The following is a 26,497-nucleotide window of genomic DNA, read 5'->3' as shown; positions in this document are numbered from 1 at the left end:
TCTGACCACCCCACGGAATCGCCATGGCTGACGAAGGAATGCGCCCGATCATCGTCAAGCGGATCAAGAAGACCGCTGGCGGGCACCATGGCGGCGCCTGGAAGATCGCCTACGCCGACTTCGTGACGGCGATGATGGCCTTCTTCCTGCTGATGTGGCTGCTTGGTTCCACCTCCAAGGGCGACCTCGAGGGCATCTCCGAATTCTTCAAGAACCCGCTCAAAGTAGCGATGTCGGGCGGCTCCGGCTCCGGCGACAGCTCTTCCGTCATCAAGGGCGGCGGCACCGACCTCACGCGCCGCAACGGCCAGGTCAAGAAGGGCGACATGGAGACCAACAAGAAGACCTACGACCTGAACGACGCGCGCGCCGCGCTCGAGAAGGCCGAGGGCGAGCGCCTGAAGACGCTGAAGATGAAGATCGAGTCGGTCATCGAGGCCAATCCCACGCTGAAGAAATACCAGAACCAGTTGCTGCTCGACATCACCAGCGAAGGCCTGCGCATCCAGATCGTGGACGAGCAGAACCGCCCGATGTTCGCGCTGGCGAAAGCCACCCTGCAGCCCTATACGAGCGACATCCTGCACGTGCTGGGCATGGTGCTGAACGACGTGCCGAACCGCATCGGCCTGTCGGGCCACACGGATTCGACGCCGTACTACAGCGACGCCGGCTACAGCAACTGGGAACTCTCGGCCGACCGCGCCAATGCCTCGCGCCGGGCCCTGGTCGTGGGCGGCCTCGCGGACGAGAAGATCCTGCGCGTGGTCGGCCTGGCCGCCGCGGCGCCGCTCGACCGCGCCGATCCGTTCAACCCGATCAACCGCCGCATCAGCATCATCGTGATGAACAAGCGCACCGAAGACGCCGTCATGCGCGACGCCGCCACGCTCGACGTGCCGGCGCAAGATGGCAAAGCGGCCGCGCAAGCGGTCGTCGATGCAACAAGTTCGGCGACGAAGTAACAGCAGGGCCCGACAGGAGCACATAATGAGAAAAAAGATTTTGGGTTCGCACGTCAAGCGCCTGTTGTCGGGCGTGTCGGCGCACGGGCGACGCCACCTGAGTGAAGTCGAGACCGACCTGCTGCAAACGGAGTTGCTGCTCGAGGAAGCCGTGGAAAAGCTGACCAGCAGCTTCATGGCGATCCACAGCGCCGTCGGTGCGCGCCAGGAAACGATCGACCGCCTGGTCGCGGCCGGCACCCTGAGCGGCGAGGACGCGGCGGCGCTGTCGGGCATGTCGGGCGAAATCGGCAGCCACGTCAACACGGCGATCACCAGCATGCAGTTCCAGGACATGACGAGCCAGCTGATCGAGCGTACCCTGAAGCGCGTGACGGGCTTGCGCGAATTCCTGGGCACGCTGGACGAGCACGGCGCCGACATCACGCATGAGACGGGCAGCGACGAAATCGTCGAGCGCCTGGGCAAGGTCAGCATGGCGCTGGCGATCCAGTCGCTCGAACTGCGCAGCGTGCTGCGCAAATCGGTGGAACAACAGCATCTCGAAAGCGGCGACATCGAACTGTTTTAAAGGTTCGTTCGCTACTCAACCCAAGAAAACCAAAGAAAACAGCAGGAGCACAACATGGCTAAAACAATTCTCGCGGTCGACGATTCGAGCTCGCTGCGCCAGATGGTGGCGTTCAGCCTGAAGGCGGCCGGTTACCAGGTGGTGGAAGCGGTCGACGGCCAGGATGGCCTGGACAAGGCGAAGAACCAGGTCGTCGACCTGGTGCTGACCGACCAGAACATGCCGCGCATGGACGGCCTGTCGCTGATCAAGCACTTGCGCGGCCTGCCCGAGTACCAGAAGGTGCCGATCCTGATGCTGACCACCGAATCGTCGGACGAAATGAAATCCAAGGGCCGCGCGGCCGGCGCCAACGGCTGGCTGGTGAAACCCTTCGATCCGCAGCGCCTGATCGAAGTCGTCAAGAAAGTGATTGGCTAAGGCAATGGAGCCGCGCCGTATGCATTGCAGGATTTCTCCATGACGATCGACATCAGCCAGTTTTACCAGGTCTTTTTCGACGAGGCCGAGGAGCTGCTCGCCGAAATGGAACGGCTGCTGCTGGGCGTCGACGTGAGCGCGCCCGATAGCGAAGACCTGAACGCGATCTTCCGCACCGCGCACTCCGTCAAGGGCGGCGCCTCGACCTTCGGCATCACCGACATGAGCGAGGTCACGCACGTGCTCGAGTCCCTGCTCGACCGCATCCGCAAGGGCGAGATGGCCCTGACGAGCCAGCACGTGGACGCCTTCCTGGCGGCCAAGGACACGCTCAAGATGCAGCTCGACGGCCACCGCAACGGCACCCACGTCGACCAGGACAGCGTCGCCGACGTGCGCATGGTGCTGCACGACCTGTCCGAAGGCCTGGTGCCGGCGGCGTCCCTGGTTGCGCCTTCCTTCCTGCACGCCGAACCGAAAGCGCAAACGGGCGAAGGCGCGCACCGCTACAAGATCGAGCTGCCCGACATCCCGCAGCGCGACGTGAATGCCCTGGTCGACGAACTGGGCCTGATGGGCCGCGTCTCGGTCACGCCCCTCGAGGGCGGACGCAGCGCGCTGATCATCACCACCCACGAGAGCCTGGAAGACATCGTCGCCATCTGCTCCTTCGTGCTCAATCCCGACGACCTGAAAATCTTCGAAGCGCCGCCGCTGACGCCCGAGCAGCGTGCGCTCGAGGCCGCCGAGCGCGCCCGCATCGAGGACGAGCAGGGCTACGGCTTCTTCGACCCGGCCGACGACGCGCCGGCGGCGGACACCGATATGTCCGACGACGAGCGCGGCTACGGTTTCTTCCAGCCGATCGAGCAGATCCGCGCGCTGGCCGGCGTCGATGCCGCGCCCGCGAAACCGGCGGTAGCCAACGAATTGATGGAGGCCGTCGAGAAAAAGGCGGCCAAGAAGGACGAGAAGGGCGCCGAGTCGTCCTCGATCCGCGTCTCGGTGGAAAAGGTCGATCAATTGATCAACCTGATCGGCGAACTCGTCATCACGCAAGCCATGATCGAGCAGCGCAGCGGCGGGCTGGACCCGATGGTGCACGAGCGCCTGCTGTCCTCGGTCTCCCAGCTCACGCGCAACACGCGCGAGCTGCAGGAAGCCGTGATGTCGATCCGCATGATGCCGATGGACTTCGTGTTCTCGCGCTTCCCGCGCATGGTGCGCGACCTGGCCAGTAAACTCGGCAAGAAGGTCGACTTCATCACCCACGGCGCGGCGACCGAGCTGGACAAGGGCTTGATCGAGCGCATCGTCGATCCGCTGACCCACCTGGTGCGCAATTCGATCGACCACGGCATCGAGATGCCGGCCGCGCGTGCGGCTGCAGGCAAATCGGAAGCAGGGCGTCTGTTCCTGTCGGCGGGCCACCAGGGCGGCAACATCGTCATCGAAGTCGCCGACGATGGCGGCGGCCTGAACCGCGAGCGCATCCTCGCCAAGGCGGCCCAGAACGGGCTGTCGGTGTCCGAGAACATGACAGACGCCGAAGTCTGGCAACTGATCTTCGCGCCGGGCTTCAGCACGGCCGACGTAGTGACGGACGTTTCCGGCCGCGGCGTCGGCATGGATGTTGTCAAACGTAATATCACGGCCATGGGCGGCTCGGTCGACATCCGCTCGGCCCGTGGTTTCGGCACCACGATTTCCATCTCTTTACCGCTCACACTCGCCATTTTGGACGGGATGACTATACGTTGCGGTGAGGAAATCTATATCCTTCCATTAGGCTATGTAGTCGAGTCGCTGCAGCCCCGCCGCGAAGACGTGCGCGACATCGCCGGCCGCGGCCGGGTGCTCAAGGTCCGCGGCGAATACCTGCCGCTGATCGCGCTGCACGGCGTGTTCGGCATCGCTTCGAAGGTGCAGGACCCGAGCGAGGGCATCGTCGTGATCCTGGAATCGGAAGGCAAGCGCGCCGCACTCCTGATCGACGACCTGGTCGGCCAGCAGCACGTGGTGGTGAAGAACCTGGAAGCGAACTACCGCAAGGTGGCGGGCATTTCCGGCGCCACCATCCTGGGCGACGGCGGCGTTTCGCTGATCCTCGACGTGGCGGCGCTGGTGCGCGATTCGGGCCCCTTGCGCCAGCTGGCCGACGAAGCCCTGGCCTCTTGATTGAATACAAATAAGGAAAACACCATGTCCATGACCAACACCATCGCGCAAGCGCAGGACGGCGCCGGCAACGAATACCTGGCCTTCACGCTCGGCTCGGAGGAGTACGGGATCGACATCCTGAAGGTGCAGGAAATCCGCGGTTACGAAGCCGTGACCCGCATCGCCAACGCGCCGGAATTCATCAAGGGCGTGATCAACCTGCGCGGCATCATCATCCCGGTGGTGGACATGCGCATCAAGTTCAATCTCGGCACCCCGACCTACGACCAGTTCACGGTCGTGATCATCCTGAACATCGGCGGCCGCGTGATGGGCATGGTGGTCGACAGCGTCTCCGACGTGACCACGCTGACCCCGGACCAGGTCAAGCCGGCGCCGGACATGGGCACCGCGTTTTCCACCGATTACCTGATCGGCCTGGGCACGGTCGACGAGCGCATGCTGATCCTGGTCGACATCGACCGCCTGATGTCGTCCGCCGAGATGGGCCTGATCGACAACAAGCTGGCAGCGTAAGACGAACGGCACCGAGCAAACGACAACGCCGGCCCCGGCCGGCAAACGAATCATAGGTAAGGCAAAGTGCCGTTACACACCTCCGACACGGTCAAGGAATTCGACTTCACGCGCGCCGACTTCGAGCGCGTGCGCGCCCTGATCTACCGCCGCGCCGGCATCTCGCTGGCCGACAGCAAGCAGGAAATGGTCTACAGCCGCCTGGCGCGGCGCCTGCGCGCGACCGGCATCCATTCCTTCGGCAAGTACCTGGACGACCTGGAAGCGGGGCGCCTGGGCGAGGAGTGGGAGTCGTTCACGAACGCCCTGACCACGAACCTGACCTCGTTCTTCCGCGAAGCGCACCATTTTCCGCTGCTGGCCGACCACGTCAACGGCCTGCGCGGCAAGAGCCGCGAGCCTCTGACCATCTGGTGCTCGGCCAGCTCGACCGGCGAGGAGCCGTACTCGATCGCGATGACCCTGTGCGAAGCCTTCGATACGCTCACGCCGCCGGTGCAGATCGTCGCCACCGACATCGACACCAATGTGCTGTCGGTCGCGAGCGAAGGCGTGTACGGAATGGAGCGCCTGGAAAAGATGGACCCGGCGCGCCTCAAGCGCTTCTTCCTGAAGGGAAAGGGCCGTCACGAAGGCATGGCGCGCGTGCGTCCGGAATTGCGCCAGCTGGTGACGTTCCGCCAGTTGAACCTGCTGTCCGACAGCTGGCCGGTGAGTGGCCAGTTCGACGCCATCTTCTGCCGCAACGTGATGATCTATTTTGACAAGGAAACGCAGCGCAAGATCCTGGCGCGTTTCGTGCCTTTGATGAAGCCGCACGCGCTGCTGTTTGCCGGCCACTCCGAAAACTTCCTCTACGTTTCCGACTCGCTGCGCCTGCGCGGCAAGACCGTCTACGAGCTCAATGAAATTCGCAACGACCGCCGCGCCTGAGCTGCCATCATCCCGGAAACACCATGCATTCGAATAGCCAGTTCGCCACCAACGTCTACTACGACCGCACCTTCGATTGCGATGCGGCCAAGATTTTGCCGGGCGAGTACTACTACACCGGCAAGAACATGCTGATCGTCACCGTGCTCGGTTCCTGCGTCTCGGCCTGCATCCGCGACCGTATCACCGGCCTGGGCGGCATGAACCACTTCATGCTGCCCGACGGCGGCGGCGATGCAGGCAGCCCGGTGTCGGCGTCGATGCGCTACGGCACCTTCGCGATGGAAGTGCTGATCAACGACCTGCTCAAGGCCGGTGCGCGCCGGGAAAACCTGGAGGCGAAAGTCTTCGGCGGCGGCGCCGTGCTGCGCGGCTTTACCGCCATGAACGTGGGCGAACGCAACGCCTCCTTCGTGATGAATTTCCTCAAGACGGAACGCATCCCGGTGCTGGCCGAGGACCTGAACGACATTCACCCGCGCAAGGTGTACTTCTTCCCGAAGACGGGCAAGGTACTCGTGAAAAAACTGATGCAGACCCAGAACGATACGCTGGCCAAGCGCGAGCTCGACTACGCCAAGCGACTCAAGGTCACGCCCGTCGGCGGCGAAATCGACCTGTTCTGATCTGTTGTGTACGAAAAGGATAAACCATGAAAACCAAGGTCCTGATCGTCGACGACTCGGCCCTGATCCGCAGCGTGATGAGCGAGATCGTCAATTCGCAGCCCGACATGGAAGTGGTGGCCACCGCCCCCGATCCGCTCGTCGCGCGCGAACTGATCAAGAAACACAATCCCGACGTGCTGACCCTCGACGTCGAAATGCCGAAGATGGACGGTCTCGACTTCCTGGAAAAGCTGATGCGCCTGCGTCCGATGCCGGTGCTGATGGTGTCCTCGCTGACCGAGCGCGGCTCTGAAATCACGATGCGCGCGCTGGAGCTGGGCGCCGTCGACTTCGTCACGAAACCGAAGATCTCGATCCAGACCGGCATGCGCGAGTACACCGAGCTGATCACCGATAAGATCCGCGCCGCCGCCCGTGCGCGCGTGAAACGCACGGTGGCCAGCGCGGCGCCGACCACGGCGCTGCCGTCGATGCGCAGTCCCCTGATTTCGTCGGAAAAGCTGATCATCATCGGCGCCTCGACCGGGGGCACGGAAGCGATCCGCGAATTCCTGATGCAGATGCCGTCCGATTGCCCGGGCATCCTGATCGCCCAGCACATGCCGGAAGGCTTCACGACCTCGTTCGCGCGCCGCCTCGATTCGCTGTGCCGCATCACCGTGCTCGAAGCCGCGGGCAATGAACGCGTGCTGCCCGGCCACGCCTACATCGCGCCGGGCCACTCGCACCTGCTGCTCACGCGCTCGGGCGCCAACTACATGACCAGGATCGAGCAGACCGATCCGGTGAATCGCCACCGTCCCTCGGTCGACGTGCTGTTCCGCTCGGCGGCTGTTGCCGCCGGTAAAAATGCAGTCGGCGTGATCCTGACGGGCATGGGTAAAGACGGCGCTGCTGGTATGCTGGAGATGAAAAACGCCGGTGCGCAGAATTTCGCCCAGGACGAAGCTTCGTGCGTCGTCTTCGGCATGCCGCGCGAGGCCATCGCGATCGGCGCGACCCACGAAGTGGCGCCGCTGACGGCCTTGCCCGGCCTGGTGCTGGGGCACCTGGCGGCACATGGCGGAAGAGCGTTGCGCGTTTGATCCGGATCGCGGCGAAACGTGGCTTTTCCGCTCGGTTTTATCGCCGTACGGCAACAAAAATGCTATTCTTGAGTTTGCTCGATGCTGCATGTGCCAGCGACTCAAGCCACACTAACCATTAGTAAAAGAAACAACGGAGTAATTCATGGCTGATCCAAAGATGCGTTTCCTGGTTGTTGACGATTTCTCGACGATGCGCCGCATCGTCCGGAACTTGTTGAAAGAACTGGGCTACGCCAACGTCGACGAAGCGGAAGACGGCGTGATGGCGCTGGCGAAGCTGCGCAGCGAACAGTTCGACTTCGTGGTCTCCGACTGGAACATGCCCAACATGGACGGTCTGACCATGCTGCAAAACATCCGTGCCGATCCCGCCCTGGCCAAGCTGCCGGTGCTGATGGTGACCGCGGAAGCGAAGAAGGAAAACATCATCGCGGCGGCCCAGGCCGGCGCAAGCGGCTATGTGGTGAAGCCTTTCACCGCGGCCACGCTCGACGAGAAACTGAACAAGATCTTCGAGAAAATGGGAAATGCCTGATCATGGTTGAGCCGATCGCTGAAGGTGTTGCAGAAGGGGTTGCAAACGACGAAGTCCTGATCCGCGTCGGCCACATGACGCGCGCGCTGCACGACAGCCTGCGCGGCCTCGGCCTGGACAAGCTGGTCGAGAAGGCGGCCAGCGACATCCCCGATGCACGCGACCGGCTCGATTATGTGGCACGCCTGTCGGAACAGGCCGCCAAGCGCGTGCTCGACGCTACCGACGCCGCAGGTCCCCTGCAGGACGCGGTCGAAAGCCGCAGTGCGGAACTGCGCACGTCCTGGCAGGCGCTGCTGGACAAGGACGGCGCGGTTGAGGCCGACTGGCGCGCGCTGGCCGAGCGCAGCATCGCGGTCATGGCCGAGAACGAACGCGCCGCCACCGCCACCCGTGCCGAGCTGATGAACATCATGCTGGCCCAGGACTTCCAGGACCTGACCGGCCAGGTGATCGGCAAGATCACCTCGATCGCCCAAGACCTGGAAAAGCAGCTGGTGCAGGTGCTGATCGATTTCGCCCCGAGCGAGATCCGCCGCGAGCTCGACAACGGCCTGCTGAACGGTCCGCAGATCAAGCCGGAAGGCAATACCGAAGTGGTGGCGAACCAGGGCCAGGTCGACGACCTGCTCGACAGCCTGGGCTTCTAAGCTTATTGGCTATCCACTGGCGGCCCAGGCCGCCTTAGTTTTACTGCGGCCACTCCATGCATCACACCAACTATATTGTGCGCGAACCGCTGCTCGATCCGGCGCAGCGGGTGATCGGTTACGAACTGCTGTGGAAGCAGGGCGGCCAGGCCGTCCCGGACGCCGAACTCGAGCAACTGGTCGCCTTCGTCGCCGAACACGTCAACGACGACGAGCGCGGCTGGCTGCTGCGCGACAAGCAGCTCTTCCTCGACGCGGTGCCGGCGATGCTGTCCACCGATGCGCTGTTCAACCTGCCGCCCGAGCACACCGTCCTCAGCCTGCAGGCGCGTTGCCTGAACGACGCTGACGCAAGGGCCGCTGTCAAGGCGGTGCGCGCGGGCGGCGTCGGCATCTCGTTGCGCGGCCTCGACGTCAAGCACCTGACCCCGGCGCTCGCGCCCTATGCCTCGCACGTCGAGATGCGCTTCGCCGGCATCGACGTTGCCGCGCAGGCGCGCAGCTATGCCGCCGCCAAGCAGGCGTCGCTGCGCATGGTCGGCCGTCCGGTCACCAACTGGATCGACTACGACGCCTGCGCCGCCCTCGGCCTGGACGCCTTCGTCGGCAAGCTGCACCTGACCCCGCGTCCCGGCAACCCGGTGAAGGGCCTGAACCCGGCCCAGACCATCATCCTGCAGCTGATGCAGATGGTGCAGAACAACGACGACATTCCCAAGCTGGAAGGCGTGCTCAAGCGCGATCCGGCCTTGACCTACAAGCTGCTGCGCAACATCAATTCGGCGGGCTTCGGAGCAGGGCGCGACGTGCAGTCGATCCGCCAGGCCATCAGCCTGATGGGCTACGCGCCGCTGTACCGCTGGCTGACCCTGCTGCTGGCGGGCGCCAGCGCGAGCGGCTATTCGCCGGTGCTGATGGAAACGGCCGTCGTGCGCGGCCGCCTGACCGAACTGCTGGGCCTGCATGCACTGCCGAGGAGCGAGGGCGAAAACCTGTTCGTGGCGGGCATGTTCTCGCTGCTGGACCGCCTGCTCGGACTGCCGATGAAGGAAGTGCTGGAAACGATTCCACTGCCGCCGGAAGTCGTGCGCGCGCTGATGGCGCGCGAGGGCATGTACGGGCCCTACCTGGCGCTGGCCGAGGCCTGCGAGCTCAGTTCCAACCTGGTGGGCGCGCTGGCAGGGTCGCTCGACATCAGCCCGCTGGAGGTCAACAAGGCGCATTTGTCGGCGCTGGCGTGGGCGCAGGCGGTGACGCAGTAAGCGCGGGCGGGGAATCGCCCCCTCCCGATCAGCCAAGAATCGTAGGGTGGACTCCTGAGTCCACGGCTTTTCACCGAACGGCCGTGGACTCGGGAGTCCACCCTACACTCATCTCAATACCGCCTCTGTGGCACGGCTTGGTTACCTACGCGGCCTGCCGGCCCCGGTTTGACGTTACCAACCTCTGCAAGGTCTGCTGCATCTGCATCTCGATGTTATCGATGCTGCACCCGACTTGCACCTGCTCGCCCAAGAGAAAACTGCGGAATGGCCGCAGCAGTCGGATTTCCAGGTCGGCGACGATCGCCAGCGCCGGTCCGAGCTGCAGGCGCACGCTCTTCAATTTACGTCCCACATACAGTTCGACCGCCTGGTCCGGCGTGGCGCGCAGGCCGACGCCGCTCGTCGAATAGTCGCACAGGGGCAGCTCGAACTGCTTGTTCAGCAGGGTAAAAGTGGCGGCGTAGCTGCCGTTGATGGGCGTGTCCAGGCGCGGCGCGGCGCGCCGGTTCAGCACCAGGCAGGATTCCGGGAACACGGCCGGCACCATATTGGGCATACCCGGCTGCGGGATCCATTCGCCCGTCAGGTCGAACTGGAGCTTGGCATTGCCGCCGAGCGCAGCCACGAACGTCGCGCGGCCGGGCGGGATCTGCTTGAGGACGTCGAGCGTGAAATGCGGTTCTTCCGGGTGCACCGCGTCGATGCGCGCCAGCACGGGGTCGGCCAGGCCGCTCGGGTAGATCGTCAGCGCCTCGCCCGACGCGGCCAGGCTGGTGAAGGTTTCGCCGATGTCGAAGGGATCGCGCATCTCGTGCGGCGTGGCGCTGCCGTTGATGCGCTCGAGCACGTCGCAGGGACGGGGCGGACCCTTGCGGGGCGGGTGGTTCGGGGTGTCGGTCACGGCGGCGATCCTTGCAGCGGAAAAAACTGCCCGGCAGCACGCCGGGCCATCGCCAGTATAAACCGCCGTGCTGCCTGTTGCAAAAAGTTAATAGTTGTTTGCAGGATGTCAGCGCCGGCGTTGCACCGGCGCGTCAAAACACTTGAAAACAGCGCTCAGATTTCCAGGTTGTCGATCAGGCGCGTGGTGCCGAGCTTGGCGGCGGCCAGCACGACCAGCGGCGCGCCTTCGGCCAGGTCGCCGGCCGATGGCGGCTGCAGGTCGACGCGCTTGCGTACCGAGATGTAGTCCGGCTTCCAGCCGCGGCTGCCCAGCTGGGCCATCGCTTCGCGCTCGATCGAGAAGATGTCGAGGTGGCCGCCGCGGATCTCGTTGGCGACGAAATTCAGGCCCTGGAACAGGGCCGGCGCCTCGGCGCGTTCTTCCGGCGACAGATACATGTTGCGCGAGGACAGGGCCAGGCCGTCTTCGGCGCGATAAGTCTCGGCGCCGATGATTTCGGTCGGCAGCGCGAACTGGCGCGCCATGTTACGCACGATCATCAGCTGCTGGTAATCCTTCTTGCCGAACACGGCCACGCGCGGCTGCACGCAGGAGAACAGCTTGGTCACGACCGTGCAGACGCCGCCGAAGAAGCCCGGACGGAACTCGCCTTCCAGTGTGTTGCCCAGGGTGTCGGGCGGCTGCACGCGGTATTCCTGCGGCTCCGGATACAGGTCCTTCTCGGTCGGCGCGAACAGCACGTACACGCCTTCCTTTTCCAGCTTCTCGACGTCGGCCTGGAAGGTGCGCGGATACTTGTCGAAGTCTTCGTTCGGGCCGAACTGCAGGCGGTTGACGAAGATGGAGGCGACCACCGGGTCGCCATGCTTGCGCGCCAGGCGCATCAGCGACAGGTGGCCCTCGTGCAGGTTGCCCATCGTCGGCACGAAGGCGGTGCGCAGCTGGCCGCGCATCTGGTCGCGCAGTTCCTCGATGGTGGTGATGATTTTCATGGTGTTGTATGCGTTAAGTTAATTGCATGCGCAAGCAGGCCGCTATGCCGGCGAGTATGCCAGGCGCACGTAAATCGGCGCGAACGGTTCTGCCTGCGTGATTTCGACCAGGGTTTCCTTGGCCAGCTCGAGCAGGGCGACAAAATGGACCACGACGATGGGCACCGATTCCGAGCCGGCGAACAGCTCGCCGAATTCGACGAAGCGCTGCGACTGCAGGGTACGCAAAATCGCCGACATGTGCTCGCGCACCGACAGTTCCTGGCGCCCGATGCGGTGGTGCTGGGTCAGCTTCGCGCGGCGCAGCACATCGAGCCAGGCGCGTTGCAGGTCGTGCGGATCGACATGCGGCAGGACCGGCGTCAGGCTTTGCTCGACGGTCAGCGAAGGACGCTGGAAATCGCGGCCTTCCTGCGGAATCGCGCCCAGGCGCACGGCGGCCAGCTTGATCTGCTCGTATTCCAGCAGGCGCCGCACCAGCTCCGCACGCGGGTCGCCCGCGTCTTCGACCAGGTCGTCCTGGCGCTTCGGGAGCAGCATCCTCGACTTGATCTCGATCAGCATCGCCGCCATCAGCAGATACTCGGCGGCCAGTTCCAGGTTGCTTTTCCGGATCTGCTCGACGTATTCCAGGTATTGCAGGGTCACCTGCGCCATCGGAATGTCGAGGATGTTGAAGTTCTGCTTGCGGATCAGGTAGAGCAGCAGGTCGAGCGGGCCTTCGAAGGCGTCGAGGAAGATCTCGAGGGCGTCGGGCGGGATGTACAGGTCGTTCGGCATGCGCAGCAGCGGCTCGCCGTACAGGCGCGCAATCGCCGCCGCGGCGGCATCGTCGAGGCGGGCGGCTTCGTCTACGTTCGCTCCATCGGCTGCGGCCTTGGGTTCAAGCTCGGGCGCAACCTGCTCCGGCAGCATGCCTGGTGGCCTTTAGACCTTGGTCTGGTAAGGGTACGCGTTCTGGCGCAGGCGCGATGCTTTGATGCGCGCTTCTTCGTCGAGCGAGATCGGGGCCTTGTCCCACAGCAGGGAGCGGCCTTCCTGTTGGCGCTGTTCCATACCCGGCGTTTTCGCCTTCAGCTCTTCGATGAACTTGGTGTGCTCGGATACGTAACCGGTAAATTTAGCCATTTGATTTGATTCAGAAAATAAATGCCGGGACGGCGACGGCAGATTGTTCCGCCCCACGCGTCCCGGCGTCAAGTTTAAGGATGCAGCGCGTTGAGTTGGCGTGCAATGATGTCGTGGTTCAGCCACAGCACCGGGGCGATCTTCTCCGACGCGCCGTAGAACATCAGCGGGCCGGCGCCTTCAAGCACCAGGCTCGACAGGTGGTCGGTGATCAGGGCTTTCTTGTCCTTGTGCAGGCCGGTGATCTCTTCCGAGGTGCCGATCATCACGTCGGCCAGGGCCGGGGTGTTGTCCATCGGCCAGGCTTCGAAGTTGCGGAACTGGGCGCTGGTCGGGTCGTTGTTGTACTGCTCGATCTTGTCCAGCAGCGACTGCAGCGAGGTGCCTTCGCCCAGCAGGTCCTGGCAGATCTGCCATTGCTGGTCGGCCCAGGCGCCGCCGCCTTCCTTCTTCAGCGCGGTCAGCAGCGGGAACAGCGACAGTTCGACGCCCACGAAGATGTCCGAGGAATTGGTGCGGATTTCCGGGCAGTTGAAGACGGTGGCGGCGATGCCCTGGTTCCAGGCGGCCTGTGCAACGCTTTCCAGGCGCATCTTGGCGTAGCCCTGGGTGTAGTTGGTATAGGTCTGCCAGACGTATTCGCCGCCGATCAGGATCTCGGTGCCGTGGTAGCCGTAGGCCGTGTAGCGCACTTCGCCGCCTGCTTTCGTTACCCGCTCGCGGATCGGCGCCGAGGCATCGATCAGGTACTTGAGCGTGTTGGCCGTGACTTCGTCGAAGTTCATCAGGATCAGCTTGCCCAGGTCGCTCTCCAGCAGGGCGCGCGAGGACTCGAAACGGTCGCCGCGGCCTTTATAGATGCGGTTGGCAATGGCCAGGAAGGCCTTGATCTTCGGAATGCCGCCGGCCATGGTGTGGGCGAAGAAGACGTTGGCGCCTTCCGGGATCAGCTTGTCGATTTCGGCCATCGCCTGGGCGGCGCTGGTGGTAAAGCGGCGCACGCCGGCTTCGCGGCAGCGCTCGATCTTTTCCCAGTCCAGCTTGTCGTCCTGCCAGGTCTTGAGTTTCACGTCGGCCAGCAGTTCGGTCGGGTTCTGCTCGCCTTCCGGCGCGTCCATGTCGAACCCGGCCATCAGCGGCACGTTGACGATGCGGCCGCCCAGCTTCTCTTCGGCTTCAGCGTGCTCTTCCGCGGTCAGGGCGCGCAGGGCGCCGGTCTCGTCGCGGCGGCCGACAGTGATGCCGACGATCGTCATGCCCGCCTTGCGCGCCTCGTCGATCAGGCCGTTCACATAGCCGCGGCCGAACAGTTCGCCGAACAGGACGAAGACGTCGCCCTTGCGGAACACGTTGGCGGTAGGGATATGGCGGAGGGGAGTGAGTTCGGTCATGTTATTTTCTACCTCTCAAAGGAGTTTGTAGGGGCGTCTGGAGCGCGTGTTTCTTCAGAAAAACGGCATTATAACGCCGCCTTGGGCCCCGGGAAACGATCTTCCCGGGGCATTGCCCCGGCTCAGCGAATGCGCATGCCCGGCGTCGCGCCCGGCATCGGATCCAGCAGGTACAGGCCCGGATTGGTCTTCTCGTCGGCAGCCGAGGCGCACAGCACCATGCCTTCCGAGACGCCGAACTTCATCTTGCGCGGCGCCAGGTTGGCCACCATGACCGTCAGCTTGCCGACCAGTTCCTCCGGCTTGTAGGCCGACTTGATGCCGGAGAATACATTGCGGTGACGGCCTTCGCCCACGTCCAGCGTCAGGCGCAGCAGCTTGCCGGCGCCTTCGACGTGTTCGCAGTTGACGATGCGTGCCACGCGCAGGTCGATCTTCGTGAAATCGTCGATCGAGATTTCCGGAGCGAGTTCTTCGATATCGGCTGCCTCTTCCACCGGGGCGGTCGCGGCTACGGCCAGGCTGGCGTCGGACACGACGGCAGCCGGGGCAGGCGCAGCCGGCTTGTCGAACAGGTTCTCGACCATCTTGGCGTCCACGCGCTGCATCAGGTGGCTGTAGGCGCCGATCGTGCGGCCCAGCATCGCGCTGGTGACGGCGTCGCCCTGGGTATCCGCCCAGCTGAAGCCGGCGTCGCCCAGGAATTCCGAGACGCGCGCGGCCACTTGCGGCAGCACCGGCGAGAGCATGATGGTCAGCTGGCGGAACAGGATCAGGGCCGTGGTGCAGACGTCGTGCAGTTCGGCCGTCTTGGTTTCGTCCTTGGCCAGGATCCACGGCTTGTTCTCGTCGACGAACTGGTTGGTGACGTCGGCGATCTCCATGATCTCGCGCAGCGCACGGCCGAATTCGCGGGCTTCGAAGGCGGCGGCGATGCTCGCCTGGCGCTCGGCGCCGTCCACGGTCAGGGCTTTCGCGATCCACGACTTGGCATTGTCGGACAGGCTGGAGGCCAGCTTGCCGTCGAACTTCTTGGCGATGAAGCCGGCGCAGCGGCTGGCGATGTTCACGTACTTGCCGATCAGGTCGCTATTCACGCGGGCGACGAAGTCCTCGCCGTTGAAGTCGAGGTCTTCGACTTTCGCGTTCAATTTAAACGCCAGGTAATAGCGCAGCCATTCCGGGTTCATGCCCAGTTCCAGGTAGCGCAGCGGAGAAATACCGGTGCCGCGCGACTTCGACATCTTTTCGTTGTTGACCGTCAGGTGGCCGTGGACGGCGACTTTCAGCTTGTCGATGATCGGGTGGCCCGAGAAATTCAGCATCGCCGGCCAGAACAGCAGGTGGAAGGACACGATGTCCTTGCCGATGAAGTGCACCTGCTCGGCGTTCGGGTCCTTGAGGAAGGCGTCGAAATCCAGGCCCTGCTTGTCGAAGTAATTCTTCAGCGAAGCCAGGTAGCCGACCGGCGCGTCCAGCCAGACGTAGAAGAATTTGCCCGGCGCATCCGGAATCGGGATGCCGAAGTAGGGCGCGTCGCGGGAAATGTCCCAGTCCGCCAGCTTTTCGCCGGATTCGCCCAGCCACTCGGAGACCTTGTTCACCATCTCAGGCTGCAGGCGGCCCGGGGTGTTCAGCCAGTCCTTCAGGAAGTGGAAGCAGCGCGGGTCGGACAGCTTGAAGAAATACTGCTCCGACGGTTTCAGGACCGGGGCCGATCCGGTGAACACCGAGTACGGATTGATCAGTTCGGTCGGCTGGTAGGCGGCGCCGCAGACTTCGCAGTTGTCGCCGTACTGGTCTTTCGCATGGCATTGCGGGCACTCGCCCTTGATGTTGCGGTCGGCCAGGAACATGCCCTTGACCGGGTCGAAGAAGCGGTCGACGGTTTTCGTCACGATCAGGCCGGCGTCGCGCAGCTTGCGGTAGATGCCTTGCGAGAGCTCGACGTTTTCCGGCGAATCGGTCGAATACCAGTTGTCGAAGGCGATGTGGAAGCCGTCCAGGTACTGGGGACGGCCGGCGGCGATCTTGGCCACGAATTCCTGCGGGGTAATGCCTTCCTTCTCGGCGGCGATCATGATCGGCGTGCCGTGGGTGTCGTCGGCGCAAACGAAATGCACCTGGCGCCTGGCGTCGCCGTCGCGCTGCATTCGCTGGAAGCGGACCCAGATGTCGGCCTGGATGTACTCCATCATGTGGCCGATGTGGAAGGCGGCATTCGCGTAGGGCAGGGCGGTAGTGACGAACAGCTTGCGGGTCATGGTCGAAACGCTATTAGTGGACGGAAAAAAGGCATTCTACCAGCGGATGGCCCTAAACGTTTAGGGGGTATTGGCCGGTTTTGCCATTTCAACAAGAGAGCATGGGCCGATTTTTGCTACACTGCGCGCATCACATTCGGAGAAACACATGAGCATCACAGCAGACGACGTCAAGGCGGCACTGGCAAAGGTCATCGATCCTAATACGGGCAAGGACTTCGTGTCCTCCAAATCGGTCAAGAACGTCCAGGTCGACGGCGCCGACGTCGCGTTCGACCTCGAACTCGGCTATCCGGCAAAAAGCCAGATCGCGCCCATGCGCGCACTGGCCGTGAACGCCGTCAAGGCGATCCCGGGCGTAAGCAACGTCAGCGTCAGCGTACAAGTGAAAATCCTGTCGCACGCCGTGCAGCGCGGCCTGAAGGTCATGCCGAACGTGAAGAACATCATCGCCGTCGCCTCGGGCAAGGGCGGCGTCGGCAAGTCGACCACGGCCGTCAACCTGGCCCTGGCGCTGGCCGCCGAGGGCGCCAGCGTCGGCGTGCTCGATGCCGACATCTACGGTCCGTCGCAGCCGATGATGCTGGGTATTAATGCGCGTCCGGAAAGCCTGGACGGCAAGACCATGGAGCCGCTGGAAAACCACGGCGTGCAGGTGTCCTCGATCGGCTTCATGATCGATCCGGACGAGCCCATGGTCTGGCGCGGTCCGATGGTCACCCAGGCGCTGCAGCAGCTGCTCGAGCAGACCAACTGGCGCGACCTCGATTACCTGATCGTCGACATGCCTCCGGGCACCGGCGACATCCAGCTGACCCTGTCGCAGAAAGTGCCGGTCACGGGCGCCGTGATCGTCACCACGCCGCAGGACATCGCGCTGCTGGACGCGCGCAAGGGCCTGAAAATGTTCGAGAAAGTTGGCATCCCGATCATCGGCATCGTCGAGAACATGAGCACCCATATCTGCTCGAACTGCGGCCATACCGAGGCGATTTTTGGTGCGGGCGGCGGCGAGAAGATGTGCAAGGACTTCGGCGTCGATTTCCTGGGCGCGCTGCCGCTCACGATGTCGATCCGCGAGCAGACCGATTCCGGCCGCCCGACGGTGGTCGCCGATCCGGATGGCGCCGTGGCTTCGGTCTATAAGGAGATCGCGCGCAAGGTCGCCGTCAAGGTGGCCGAGAAGGCGAAGGACATGACGAGTAAATTCCCGAGCATCGTCGTCAAGAACGACTAAATGCGGCTTGCAGCAATCCGGGAGCGCCTGGCCAGCCTGGGCGCCTTACCCGAACACCAGGCGCGCGTCCTGCGCGACTGGGTGCAGGGCGCGCCGCACGAACGCGGGCGGCGCCGTCCCGCCGACTATTTACCGAAAGCCGTACGCGAAGCCTTGCCGCAGCTCGATGCCGAGCTGGCGGGGCTGGCGCGCGTACTCAGCGAGCATCCGGCCGAAGACGGCTCGGCGCGCCTGCTGGTGGGCTTGGCCGACGGCCAGGCCGTCGAAACCGTGCTGCTGCCGCGCGACGGCGTCTGCGTCTCGAGCCAGGTCGGTTGCGCCGTCGGCTGCCGGTTCTGCATGACCGGGCGCGAAGGTTTATTACGCCAGGTGAGCAGCGGCGAGATCGTGGCCCAGGTGGTGCTGGCCCGCGCGCGCCGTCCCGTCAAGAAAGTCGTATTCATGGGCATGGGCGAGCCGGCCCATAACCTGGACAATGTGCTGGAAGCCATCGAGCTGCTCGGCATCGAAGCGAATATCCCGCATAAAAACCTCGTGTTCTCGACCGTCGGCGACCCGCGCGCCTTCGAGCGCCTGCCGCTGGGGCGGGTGAAGCCGGCGCTGGCGCTGTCGCTGCACACGACGAAGCCGGACCTGCGCGCCGAGCTGCTGCCGCGTGCTCCCAGGCTGGCGCCCGCGGAACTGGTGGACTTCGGCGAACGCTATGCGCGCCTGTCCGGCTATCCGATCCAGTACCAGTGGACCCTGCTCGAAGGCGTCAACGATGGCGAGGACGAGCTGGACGGCATTGTCGCCCTCCTGCGCGGCAAGTACGCCATCCTCAACATGATCCCCTACAACACGATCCCCGACCTCGCCTTCCGGCGTCCGAGCTGGGACAAGGCACGGGCGATTGCCGCCCACTTGCATGCGCGCGGCGTGCTGACCAAGCTGCGCGACTCGGCCGGCCAGGACGTGGAGGGCGGCTGCGGCCAGTTGCGCGCGCGCGTCGGCCGCAGCATTCCACTGAAACGCGCCTGAAGTTTCTCCCATGCCAACACGACGCTTTTTCTTGTCAAGCGTTGCGCGCATGTTTTTCCGCATCCGTTCTGTTTAAAAATAAAGTCTGTAGGAACAACCTTCCTACACTGGCGTTTGACCCGATTCGCCAAGCGGCCTTTCAGCCGGACCAAGGACACATGAACAGCACCTGCGCGCGATGGAGCGACCGTTACCTGGGCGCGACCCACTGGTTCATCCCCGCCAACCTGTTGACCCAGGCGGCCAATGTGCGCACGCGCGCCGAAAACGTCGTCAACGCGGCGCTGCTGGCCGGCACCGCCGGGCCCTTCTATGCGCTGGCCTACCACCTGCTCGGCTTCGACGCGGCCGCCGTCGAGATCCTGCTGTGCTGCCTCGGCATGCTGTTCTCGCCGCTGCTGCTGCGCCTGAGCGGCAGCATCTGGGCGGCGCGCGAACTGTTCCTGTGCGCGCTGTTCTTCAATTTCACCTGGCTCAGCTACAACCTGGGCGGCATCGGCGCGCCCACCGCCAGCTGGCTGATCACGGCGCCGCTGGTCGCGATGTTCCTCGGCGGCGTCGCCAGCGCCCTGTTCTAGCTGGCGCTCAGCTGCGCCGCCGCCGTCGCCATCTACATGCTGCCCGGCGCCGGCTATCCGCTCCCTAACCACCCGGTGGCCGACATGGCGCTCCTGTACCTGGCCTGCCACCTCGGCCTGTTCGTGGTGGTGCTGGTATTCGCGCTGCTGTTCGAGCTGACCAAGACCCAGGGCTTCGTCAAGCTCGAGCAGGCGCTGGGCACCATCAACGAGCTGGCGATCCGCGACGAACTGACGGGCGTGCACAACCGCCGCCACCTGCTCGGCCTGATCGACCGGGAAAAGGAACGCAGCGACCGCAACGGCCGCGCCTTTTGCCTCTGCCTGCTCGACATCGACTTCTTCAAGCGCATCAACGACACCTGGGGCCACAGCGCCGGCGACACCGTGCTGCGCGCCTTTGCCGGCACCGTGCAGGGCCTGGTGCGTAACAGCGACAGCTTCGGGCGCTACGGCGGCGAGGAATTCCTGCTGATGCTGCCCGAAACCCCGGCCGCCGACGCCATGGTGCTGGCCGAGCGCGTGCGCGGGGCGATCGAGAAGCTGCGCTGCAGGGAAAGCGTCGGCGGCAGCGAAATCGCGCTGACGGTCTCGATCGGGGTCGCCGAATACCGCATGGGCGAGGCGGTCGGGCTGGCGGTCGGGCGTGCCGACGAAGCCCTGTATCTCGCCAAGTCGAGCGGCCGCAACCGCGTGGTCTGCCATGGGCAGGGCGAATCGCCCCTGGCGCTGCGCGCGGACGCGCCGGTCATGGTGCAGCTGGCAGACCTCGGCGCCAGCGTCGGCCGCATGCTCGATGGCGTGCATTGCGACCAGCTCACGGGCCTGCTGAACCGGCGCCTGCTGCGCGACCGCCTGCGCCATGCGATGGACCGGGCCGACCGCAACCGCCGCCTGGTCGCGCTGCTGCTCCTGAATATCAACAAGTTCAAGGAAGTCAACGATGCCCTCGGCTACGAGGCCGGCGACGCGCTGCTGGTGCAGGCCGGCGGCATCATCCGCCAGTGCCTGCGCGACTGCGATACGGTGGCGCGCTGGAGCGGCGACGAATTCGTGGCGCTGCTGGAAGACCTGGGCGGGGAGGGCGACGCGCGCCAGGTGGCCGAGAAGATCCTCGACCGTTTCGGCTTGCCCTTGCATGCCGGCGAACGCGAATGCTTCGTCACGCTCTCGGTCGGCGTCGCCCTGTACCCGGCCGAGGACTGCGACCTCGATGCGCTGCTCAAGCGCGCCGACATCGCCATGCGCAGCGCCCGCGCCTGGGGCGAGAACACGGTCCAGCTGTATTCGAGCGCCGTCAGCGAGCCGCAAAGCGAACGCCTGGCGCTGAAGAACGGCTTGCGCGACGCTCTCGCGCGCGACCAGCTCTTCATCGAATACCAGCCGCAGGTCGACCTGGCCACGCGCCGCATCGTCGGCGTCGAGGCGCTGCTGCGCTGGCAGCATCCGGTCTACGGCCGCATCGATCCGGGCCGCTTCATTCCGCTGGCCGAGGAAACCGGCATGATCGTGCCCATCGGCGACTGGGTGCTGCGCACCGCCTGCGCCCAGAACCGCGCCTGGCGCGACGCCGGCCTGCCCGGCGTGAAGACGGCCGTCAACCTGTCGGCGCGCCAGCTGCGCCACCCCGACATCGCCGCGCGCGTGCTGGAGATCGTCGGGGACACCGGGCTGCCCTGCGGCTGCCTCGACCTCGAAATCACCGAGGGCGTGCTGATCGACGACCTGGAGGCGAACCGCGCCGTGATGGCCTCGCTGCGCGCGGCCGGCGTGCTGGTGTCGATCGACGACTTCGGCACCGGCTACTCGAGCCTGAACTACCTGTCCGAACTGCCGGTCGACATCCTCAAGATGGACGGCCTGTTCGTGCGCAGGCTCGGCCACGGCGGCGGGCAGGGGCTCGCGAAGGATGGCCGCGCGCGTCCGTATGCGATTGCCGAGGCCATCGTGGCGATGGCGCACCGGCTCGAGCTGAAAGTGATCGCCGAGTGCGTCGAGAACGCCGAGCAGCTCGGCGACCTCGACGCCATGGGCTGCGACGAAGCCCAGGGTTACCTGTTCCACCGTCCGCTGCCCGCCGAGCAGGTCGGCGCGCTCCTTGCGCGCCAGGCCGAACAGGCGGCCATGCTTGCAGCCTGATTTTCTTCCTTCTTATTCCCCCTTCAGCAAGGAGTACACCGTGCACGAGGAAACGATCGTCTTCGAGCGCGCCGCCGACATCGCCGGACTGGAAGCCTCCGGTGCATTGCGCGGCAGCGTCGCCCAGTTCGCGCAGCCGCGCGGCCCCAACCTGATGCGCCGCACCGAGGCGCTCGACGCCTGGTGCCGGCTGCGCGCCGCCCACGGCGTGTGGCAGTACGCGCGCGCGCTCGACGGCGCGCCCGCGCCCGAATCGAGCGTGCGCGAGGAGGGCGGCGACGCCAGCGCGGGCTCGCGCGGCGTCAACTTCGCTTCCCAGGATTACCTGTCGCTGGCCTCGCATCCGGCGGTGCACGAGGCGGCGCGCGCGGCCCTGCTGGAAGCCGGTCCGCACAGCGCCGGCTCGGCGGTCCTGCTCGGGAACAGCCGCCTGTCGCTGGCGCTGGAGCAGGCGCTCGGCGCGCTGCTGGGGTGCGAGCACGTGACCCTGTTCCCGACCGGCTGGGGCGCGGCCTTCGGCGCCATCACGGCGCTGGTGCATGCGCGCGACTACGTGCTGGTCGACCAGCTGGCGCACGCCTCGCTGCGCCAGGGCGCGAACGCCGCCACCCGCAACGTGGTACTGCACCGGCACCTCGACACCGGCCACGTGCGCGAACTGCTGGCCGCGATCCGCGCCCGCGACACCGAAAATGGCATCCTGGTCGTCACAGAAGGCCTGTTCAGCATGGACGCCGATTGTCCCGACCTGCCGCTGATGCAGCACCTGTGCCGCGAGTACAACGCCACCTTGCTGGTCGACGTCGCCCACGACCTCGGCGCCCTGGGCCCGAACGGCAGCGGCAGCCTGGGCTTGCAGGGCATGCTGGGCAAGGTCGATCTCGTGATGGGCGCGTTCTCGAAGACCTTCGCCTCGAACGGCGGCTTTGTCGCCAGCGCCTCGCACGCGGTCAAGCGCCAGCTGCAGCTGTTCGCCGGCCCGCACCTGTTTTCGAATGCGCTGTCGCCGGTGCAGGCGGCTTGCGTGCTGGAAGCCCTGCGCATCGTCGAGAGCAGCGAAGGCGAGGGCTTGCGCGACGCGCTGCTGCGCAATGCCATGGCCTTGCGCGCCAACCTGGCCGAAACCGGCATGCGCTGCATCGGCGTGCCCTCGGCCATCGTGCCGCTCTGGATCGGCAACGAACAGGTGGCGCGCCTGGCCGGCCGCACGCTGGCGCGCGAGGGGGTATTCGTGAATGCGGTCGAGTATCCGGGCGTGCCGCTGGGTGCGGCGCGCCTGCGCCTGCAGGTGATGGCGGGACACCGTCCGGCCCAGCTGCGCCAGGGTGCGCGCATGATCGGCGCGGCCGTGAGCGGCGCCGGCGCGGCGCTCGGCGTGGAGCCGGCGCGCCAGCCCTGGCCGCGGGAGCGCGCCCGTGGCTGACGCATCCGACCCCGGGACAGTCCTGCTGGCCGAGCGCCTGCGCGAACGGGCGCGCAGCACCCCGCAGCGCATCGCCTATACCTTCCTGCGCGAGAACGGCGCCGAGCAGGACATCGGCTATGCCGAACTGGCCGCGCGCGCCGACGCGCTGGCTGCGCGCATGCTGGACGTCGCGGCGCCCGGACAGCGCGCCTTGCTGCTGTATCCGGCGGGGATCGATTTCATCGTCGCCTTCTGCGCCTGCCTGGCGGCCGGCATTTACGCCGTGCCGGCCGCGCCCGCGCACCGCGCGCGCGATTGCTCGCGCCTGGAGGCGCTCCTGGCCGACGCCGCGCCGGCGCTGGTGCTGTGCGCGCCGGAAGCACATGCGGCCTGCGCAGCGGCGCTGGCCCGCGCCGGCTGCACGGCGCCGCTGCTGAGCGGTGCCGGCGTGGCGGGCGCCGCCGTCCTGCCGCGGCCGGCCTCCGAATCGGTCGCTTTTCTGCAGTACACCTCGGGCTCCACCGGCCAGCCGAAGGGCGTCGAAGTGACCCATGCGAACATGGCCGCGAACGTCGCGGCGATCGGCAGCGCCTTCGGCTTCCGCGCGGAGACGGTCATGGTCAGCTGGCTGCCGCCTTTTCACGACATGGGCCTGATCGGCAGCATCGTCGCGCCCCTGATGCTGGGCTTCCGCTCGGTGCTGATGGCGCCGGGCAGCTTCCTGCGCCGTCCCGCGGCCTGGCTGGAAGCGATTACGCGCTACCGCGCCACCTGCAGCGGCGGACCGAACTTCGCCTGGGACCTGTGCCTGCGCCGCATCACGGACGCGCAGAAGGCGTCGCTTGCGCTTTCCAGCCTTGAGCTGCTGTACAACGGCGCGGAGCCGGTGCGCGCGGCGACGCTGGAAGCCTTCATGGAGGCCTTCGGCCCCTGCGGGCTACGGCGCGAAGCCCTGTTTCCCTGCTATGGCATGGCCGAGGCCACGCTGCTGGTGGCGGGCGGCCCGCGCGCTCGCGCGCCGCGCCTGCTGGCGCTGGACGCGGCGGCCCTGGAGCGCGGCGCGGTCGTCGAGACGCATCCAGGCCAGGCAGGCGGCCGGCTGCTGGTCAGCTGCGGCCCTTGCGCGCCGGGCGTCGAGCTGGCCGTGGTCGATCCGGCGCGCGGCGTGGCGGTGGCCGACGGCGGCATCGGCGAACTCTGGATCGCCGGCCCCGGCGTCGCCCGCGGCTACCATGCGCGCAGCCAGGACAGCGCCCGCAGCTTCAGCCTGCGCATCGCCGGCGCGCCGGCCCACTTGCAGGGCGCGCGCTGGCTGCGCAGCGGCGACCTCGGTTTCGTGCGCGACGGCGAAGTGTATATCACGGGCCGCCGCAAGGACGTGATCGTGGTCCACGGCCGCAAGATCCACGCCCAGGACGTCGAAGCGCTGGCCGAGCGCGCCGGCGCCGAACTGGCGCCGAACAGCTGCGCCGCCTTCGCGCTGGACGGCGAGGAGGGCGAGCGCCTGGCCCTGGTGGTCGAGGCGACGCGGGCGCTGGCGCGCGGCGGCGATCTCGATGCGCTGGCGCGTGCGATCCGCGCCGAGGTAACGGCCGGCACCGGCGTGGCGCTGCAGCTGCTGGCCTTCGTCGCACCCGGCGTGTTCCCGCGCACGACCAGCGGCAAGGTCCAGCGCGCACGTTGCAAGGAGCTGCTGCAGCGCGGCGCCTTGCCCTTGCTGGCCGTGCGCACCGCGCAAGCCGTGGGAGGTGAGGGCAGCGCGGGAAGCGCAACCCGTGCCGATGCCGTCATCGCCTGGCTGCGCGGCTATGCGGCGCGCCGGCTCGACTCGCGCCTGGCCGACGAGCGCCGCTCGCTGGCGCCGCACGTCCTGCTCGATTTCGGCGCGCGCGGCCTGCTCGGGCTGCAGGCGCCGCGCGCCGCCGGCGGCCTGGCGCTGGCCACGACGGACCTGGTGCGCGTGATGGCGCAGCTGGCCGCGATCGACCTGACCCTGGCGACCCTGGTGGGCGTCCACAATGGCCTCGGCCTGCGTCCGCTGCTGCGCTGCGCGCCCGAGGCGCTGCGCACCCAATGGCTGCCCGTGCTGGCGAGCGGACGCCAGCTGGCGGCGTTTGCGCTGAGCGAGCCGCAGGCCGGCTCGAATCCGCGCGCGATCGGCACCCGCGCCGAGCGGGTCGAGGGCGGCTGGCGCCTGGAGGGCGAGAAGCACCTGATCGGCCTGGCCGGCTGGGCCGGCGTGCTGACGGTGTTTGCGCGCGCCTTCGATGCGGCGGGACGGGCGCTGGGCACGGTCGCGCTGCTGGTGCCTGCGGACGCGCCCGGCCTGGTGCTGGGGCTTGAGGCGCCGACGATGGGCATGCGCGCGATGCCGCAGAACGCGCTGCGTTTCGAGGGCGTGTTCGTGGCTGATGCCCAGGTGCTGGGCGAACCCGGCGCCGGCATGGAGGTGGCCCAGGATGCGATGGGCTTCGCGCGCCTGGGCATCGGCGCCCTCTGCGTGGGCGCGATGCGGCGCTGTCTGCAACTGATGGCGCGCTATGCGGCGCGGCGCGACATCGCCGGCGGGCGCCTGCTCGACAACCCGGTCACGCTGCTGCGCCTGCACGAACTCGACTGCGCGGTCGGCGCGGCCGAGGCCCTGGTCGCCGCGCTGGCCGGCAGCATCGACGCCGGCGAAGCGCTGCCGCTGGACGCCTGCAGCGCCTGCAAGTGCGTGCTCTCCGAGCTGCTGTGGGAGGCAAGCGACCGCCTGATGCAGATGCTGGGCGGGCGCGGCTACCTCGAGAACAACCTGGCGCCGCAACTGCTGCGCGACGCGCGCGTGCTGCGCATCCTGGAAGGGCCGAGCGAAGCTTTATATGCCCACCTCGGGGCGCTGGCGCGCCTGCCCGCCAATCCGCTGCGGCAGGCGGCCGAACGCTTCGCTCCGCCGGGGCATGAAGCCTGGCCCGCCCGGCTGCCGGTCGAGAAAGGCGGCGCCTGGCAGGACGTGCGCAATGGCGAATTCGCGGCCTGGACCTTGCTGGCGGCGGCCACGCGCGGCGAGGCGGCCGACTGGGCGGCCCGCCGCCTGGAACTGCTGCGCCAGGCGATCGAGGCCGAAAGCGCTGCCCTTGCCGCTTGTGCGCCGGCGGCCGCGCTGCTGGCGCGCGCCGAACAGCATGCACGCGCGATCGGCGACGTCGAGCAACTGGCACCGGGGGAGGCGGGCGGGCTCGATCCGCTGCTGCGCCAGGCGATGCCTGAGGCGGCCGTCGCCGACACGCCGGAGCCTGCCGCGCCGTCCAGCCTGGAACTGGTGCGCGCCTGCGTCGCCCGCTGGCTGCGCGAAGGCGGGTTGGGCGACAATTTGCCGGGCATCGCCGTGGACGTGGCCGCCGAAGAAGCCGCGGCGCCGGTATTCGAAGCCTGGGGCGTCGACACGCCGTTCAGCGACATCGGCATCGACTCGCTGGCCTCGGTGCCGCTGGCGCTCGAGATCGAGCAGGCCGGTGGCGTCCCGGTCAGCGCCGAGCTGCTCTACGATTACCCGACGGTGCGTGCGCTGGCCGCCTATATCGATGAGCGGCGCGACGAGCAGCGTCAGGCAGCGCATGGCGAACGGCGGGTGCCGGCGGCATAGGGCAGCGGCACGGCGGGCGAGGGCGGTGTCCGCTTGAAGCGCATCGGGGTAAAATAGCCGC

At 66.4% G+C, this 26,497-nt stretch carries 23 protein-coding genes; 17 read left to right on the top strand and 6 right to left on the bottom strand.

What is annotated here, in order from left to right; all coding sequences use genetic code 11:
- Positions 1–23 precede the first annotated feature (23 nt).
- From motB to ACFPQ5_RS13600, 11 genes are all read left to right on the top strand, one after another.
- Positions 24–965, top strand: a complete 942-nt coding sequence (motB, locus tag ACFPQ5_RS13650) for a flagellar motor protein MotB (protein WP_379756357.1) — start codon at positions 24–26, stop codon at positions 963–965.
- 22 nt (positions 966–987) lie between these two features.
- On the top strand, positions 988–1,536 hold the full coding sequence (locus tag ACFPQ5_RS13645; RefSeq protein ID WP_379760113.1) for a chemotaxis protein: 549 nt from the start codon (positions 988–990) through the stop codon (positions 1,534–1,536).
- A gap of 54 nt (positions 1,537–1,590) precedes the next feature.
- On the top strand, positions 1,591–1,956 hold the full coding sequence (locus ACFPQ5_RS13640; RefSeq protein WP_136218645.1) for a response regulator: 366 nt from the start codon (positions 1,591–1,593) through the stop codon (positions 1,954–1,956).
- Between the two features lie 39 nt (positions 1,957–1,995).
- Entirely contained in the window at positions 1,996–4,134 is a 2,139-nt protein-coding gene (gene cheA, locus ACFPQ5_RS13635) for a chemotaxis protein CheA (protein ID WP_379756354.1), read from the top strand.
- 24 nt (positions 4,135–4,158) lie between these two features.
- Positions 4,159–4,653: a chemotaxis protein CheW gene (locus ACFPQ5_RS13630; protein WP_379756351.1), complete on the top strand. Its 495-nt coding sequence runs from the start codon at positions 4,159–4,161 to the stop codon at positions 4,651–4,653.
- A 66-nt stretch (positions 4,654–4,719) separates the two neighbouring features.
- Positions 4,720–5,586 (top strand): CheR family methyltransferase, encoded by an 867-nt coding sequence (locus ACFPQ5_RS13625; RefSeq protein ID WP_379756348.1) that lies wholly within the window; start codon positions 4,720–4,722, stop codon positions 5,584–5,586.
- 23 nt (positions 5,587–5,609) lie between these two features.
- Positions 5,610–6,212, top strand: coding sequence for a chemoreceptor glutamine deamidase CheD (gene cheD / locus ACFPQ5_RS13620; RefSeq protein ID WP_379756345.1), 603 nt, complete (start codon positions 5,610–5,612; stop codon positions 6,210–6,212).
- A 26-nt stretch (positions 6,213–6,238) separates the two neighbouring features.
- Positions 6,239–7,300, top strand: coding sequence for a protein-glutamate methylesterase/protein-glutamine glutaminase (locus ACFPQ5_RS13615; RefSeq protein ID WP_379756342.1), 1,062 nt, complete (start codon positions 6,239–6,241; stop codon positions 7,298–7,300).
- 145 nt (positions 7,301–7,445) lie between these two features.
- Positions 7,446–7,838 carry a chemotaxis response regulator CheY gene (gene cheY, locus ACFPQ5_RS13610; RefSeq protein ID WP_056333842.1) on the top strand — a complete coding sequence of 131 codons (393 nt, stop codon included), beginning with the start codon at positions 7,446–7,448 and terminating at the stop codon, positions 7,836–7,838.
- A 2-nt stretch (positions 7,839–7,840) separates the two neighbouring features.
- Complete coding sequence (cheZ, locus tag ACFPQ5_RS13605; RefSeq protein WP_379756337.1) at positions 7,841–8,488, top strand: protein phosphatase CheZ; 648 nt, start codon at positions 7,841–7,843, stop codon at positions 8,486–8,488.
- 56 nt (positions 8,489–8,544) lie between these two features.
- The gene (locus ACFPQ5_RS13600; RefSeq protein ID WP_379756333.1) at positions 8,545–9,750 is read left to right on the top strand and encodes an EAL and HDOD domain-containing protein; all 1,206 of its coding nucleotides are present in this window, start codon (positions 8,545–8,547) and stop codon (positions 9,748–9,750) included.
- A 145-nt stretch (positions 9,751–9,895) separates the two neighbouring features.
- On the opposite strand, the gene ACFPQ5_RS13595 is transcribed toward ACFPQ5_RS13600, so the two are convergent.
- From ACFPQ5_RS13595 to metG, 6 genes are all read right to left on the bottom strand, one after another.
- On the bottom strand, positions 9,896–10,654 hold the full coding sequence (locus ACFPQ5_RS13595; RefSeq protein ID WP_379756330.1) for a PilZ domain-containing protein: 759 nt from the start codon (positions 10,652–10,654) through the stop codon (positions 9,896–9,898).
- 155 nt (positions 10,655–10,809) lie between these two features.
- On the bottom strand, positions 10,810–11,649 hold the full coding sequence (gene panC, locus ACFPQ5_RS13590) for a pantoate--beta-alanine ligase (protein WP_379756327.1): 840 nt from the start codon (positions 11,647–11,649) through the stop codon (positions 10,810–10,812).
- Between the two features lie 42 nt (positions 11,650–11,691).
- Positions 11,692–12,564: a segregation and condensation protein A gene (locus ACFPQ5_RS13585; protein ID WP_379756324.1), complete on the bottom strand. Its 873-nt coding sequence runs from the start codon at positions 12,562–12,564 to the stop codon at positions 11,692–11,694.
- A gap of 12 nt (positions 12,565–12,576) precedes the next feature.
- Positions 12,577–12,777 (bottom strand): DUF3460 family protein, encoded by a 201-nt coding sequence (locus ACFPQ5_RS13580; protein ID WP_379756320.1) that lies wholly within the window; start codon positions 12,775–12,777, stop codon positions 12,577–12,579.
- Between the two features lie 74 nt (positions 12,778–12,851).
- On the bottom strand, positions 12,852–14,168 hold the full coding sequence (locus ACFPQ5_RS13575) for an enoyl ACP reductase FabMG family protein (RefSeq protein WP_379756317.1): 1,317 nt from the start codon (positions 14,166–14,168) through the stop codon (positions 12,852–12,854).
- Positions 14,169–14,290: 122 nt separating this feature from the next.
- Positions 14,291–16,432: a methionine--tRNA ligase gene (gene metG / locus ACFPQ5_RS13570; RefSeq protein WP_379756316.1), complete on the bottom strand. Its 2,142-nt coding sequence runs from the start codon at positions 16,430–16,432 to the stop codon at positions 14,291–14,293.
- A 148-nt stretch (positions 16,433–16,580) separates the two neighbouring features.
- Here metG and apbC point away from each other — a divergent pair, with 148 nt between their 5' ends.
- The 6 genes from apbC (at position 16,581) to ACFPQ5_RS13540 (ending at position 26,436) form a co-directional block, all read left to right on the top strand.
- Entirely contained in the window at positions 16,581–17,669 is a 1,089-nt protein-coding gene (gene apbC / locus ACFPQ5_RS13565) for an iron-sulfur cluster carrier protein ApbC (protein ID WP_379756313.1), read from the top strand.
- Complete coding sequence (locus ACFPQ5_RS13560) at positions 17,670–18,689, top strand: RNA methyltransferase (protein WP_379756310.1); 1,020 nt, start codon at positions 17,670–17,672, stop codon at positions 18,687–18,689.
- 158 nt (positions 18,690–18,847) lie between these two features.
- Positions 18,848–19,267, top strand: a complete 420-nt coding sequence (locus ACFPQ5_RS13555) for a hypothetical protein (RefSeq protein WP_379756307.1) — start codon at positions 18,848–18,850, stop codon at positions 19,265–19,267.
- A gap of 36 nt (positions 19,268–19,303) precedes the next feature.
- Positions 19,304–21,406 (top strand): bifunctional diguanylate cyclase/phosphodiesterase, encoded by a 2,103-nt coding sequence (locus tag ACFPQ5_RS13550; protein WP_379756304.1) that lies wholly within the window; start codon positions 19,304–19,306, stop codon positions 21,404–21,406.
- A 40-nt stretch (positions 21,407–21,446) separates the two neighbouring features.
- Positions 21,447–22,829, top strand: coding sequence for an aminotransferase class I/II-fold pyridoxal phosphate-dependent enzyme (locus tag ACFPQ5_RS13545; RefSeq protein ID WP_379756301.1), 1,383 nt, complete (start codon positions 21,447–21,449; stop codon positions 22,827–22,829).
- Entirely contained in the window at positions 22,822–26,436 is a 3,615-nt protein-coding gene (locus ACFPQ5_RS13540) for an AMP-binding protein (protein WP_379756298.1), read from the top strand. The genes ACFPQ5_RS13545 and ACFPQ5_RS13540 overlap by 8 nt, the downstream gene beginning before the upstream one ends.
- Positions 26,437–26,497 lie beyond the last annotated feature (61 nt).

Source organism: Massilia suwonensis (assembly GCF_042655665.1).
Taxonomy (GTDB): domain Bacteria; phylum Pseudomonadota; class Gammaproteobacteria; order Burkholderiales; family Burkholderiaceae_D; genus Telluria; species Telluria suwonensis.
This window is presented reverse-complemented; position numbering and strand designations above follow the sequence as displayed.

Excerpts from the sequence above, each read along its gene's own strand:
- motB (WP_379756357.1), top strand. The coding sequence starts at position 24 with ATGGCTGACGAAGGAATGCGCCCGATCATCGTCAAGCGGATCAAGAAG.
- ACFPQ5_RS13640 (WP_136218645.1), top strand. The coding sequence starts at position 1,591 with ATGGCTAAAACAATTCTCGCGGTCGACGATTCGAGCTCGCTGCGCCAG.
- cheA (WP_379756354.1), top strand. The coding sequence starts at position 1,996 with ATGACGATCGACATCAGCCAGTTTTACCAGGTCTTTTTCGACGAGGCC.
- ACFPQ5_RS13630 (WP_379756351.1), top strand. The coding sequence starts at position 4,159 with ATGTCCATGACCAACACCATCGCGCAAGCGCAGGACGGCGCCGGCAAC.
- cheD (WP_379756345.1), top strand. The coding sequence starts at position 5,610 with ATGCATTCGAATAGCCAGTTCGCCACCAACGTCTACTACGACCGCACC.
- ACFPQ5_RS13615 (WP_379756342.1), top strand. The coding sequence starts at position 6,239 with ATGAAAACCAAGGTCCTGATCGTCGACGACTCGGCCCTGATCCGCAGC.
- cheY (WP_056333842.1), top strand. The coding sequence starts at position 7,446 with ATGGCTGATCCAAAGATGCGTTTCCTGGTTGTTGACGATTTCTCGACG.
- cheZ (WP_379756337.1), top strand. The coding sequence starts at position 7,841 with ATGGTTGAGCCGATCGCTGAAGGTGTTGCAGAAGGGGTTGCAAACGAC.
- ACFPQ5_RS13600 (WP_379756333.1), top strand. The coding sequence starts at position 8,545 with ATGCATCACACCAACTATATTGTGCGCGAACCGCTGCTCGATCCGGCG.
- panC (WP_379756327.1), bottom strand. The coding sequence starts at position 11,649 with ATGAAAATCATCACCACCATCGAGGAACTGCGCGACCAGATGCGCGGC.
- ACFPQ5_RS13585 (WP_379756324.1), bottom strand. The coding sequence starts at position 12,564 with ATGCTGCCGGAGCAGGTTGCGCCCGAGCTTGAACCCAAGGCCGCAGCC.
- ACFPQ5_RS13580 (WP_379756320.1), bottom strand. The coding sequence starts at position 12,777 with ATGGCTAAATTTACCGGTTACGTATCCGAGCACACCAAGTTCATCGAA.
- ACFPQ5_RS13575 (WP_379756317.1), bottom strand. The coding sequence starts at position 14,168 with ATGACCGAACTCACTCCCCTCCGCCATATCCCTACCGCCAACGTGTTC.
- metG (WP_379756316.1), bottom strand. The coding sequence starts at position 16,432 with ATGACCCGCAAGCTGTTCGTCACTACCGCCCTGCCCTACGCGAATGCC.
- apbC (WP_379756313.1), top strand. The coding sequence starts at position 16,581 with ATGAGCATCACAGCAGACGACGTCAAGGCGGCACTGGCAAAGGTCATC.
- ACFPQ5_RS13560 (WP_379756310.1), top strand. The coding sequence starts at position 17,670 with ATGCGGCTTGCAGCAATCCGGGAGCGCCTGGCCAGCCTGGGCGCCTTA.
- ACFPQ5_RS13555 (WP_379756307.1), top strand. The coding sequence starts at position 18,848 with ATGAACAGCACCTGCGCGCGATGGAGCGACCGTTACCTGGGCGCGACC.
- ACFPQ5_RS13550 (WP_379756304.1), top strand. The coding sequence starts at position 19,304 with ATGCTGCCCGGCGCCGGCTATCCGCTCCCTAACCACCCGGTGGCCGAC.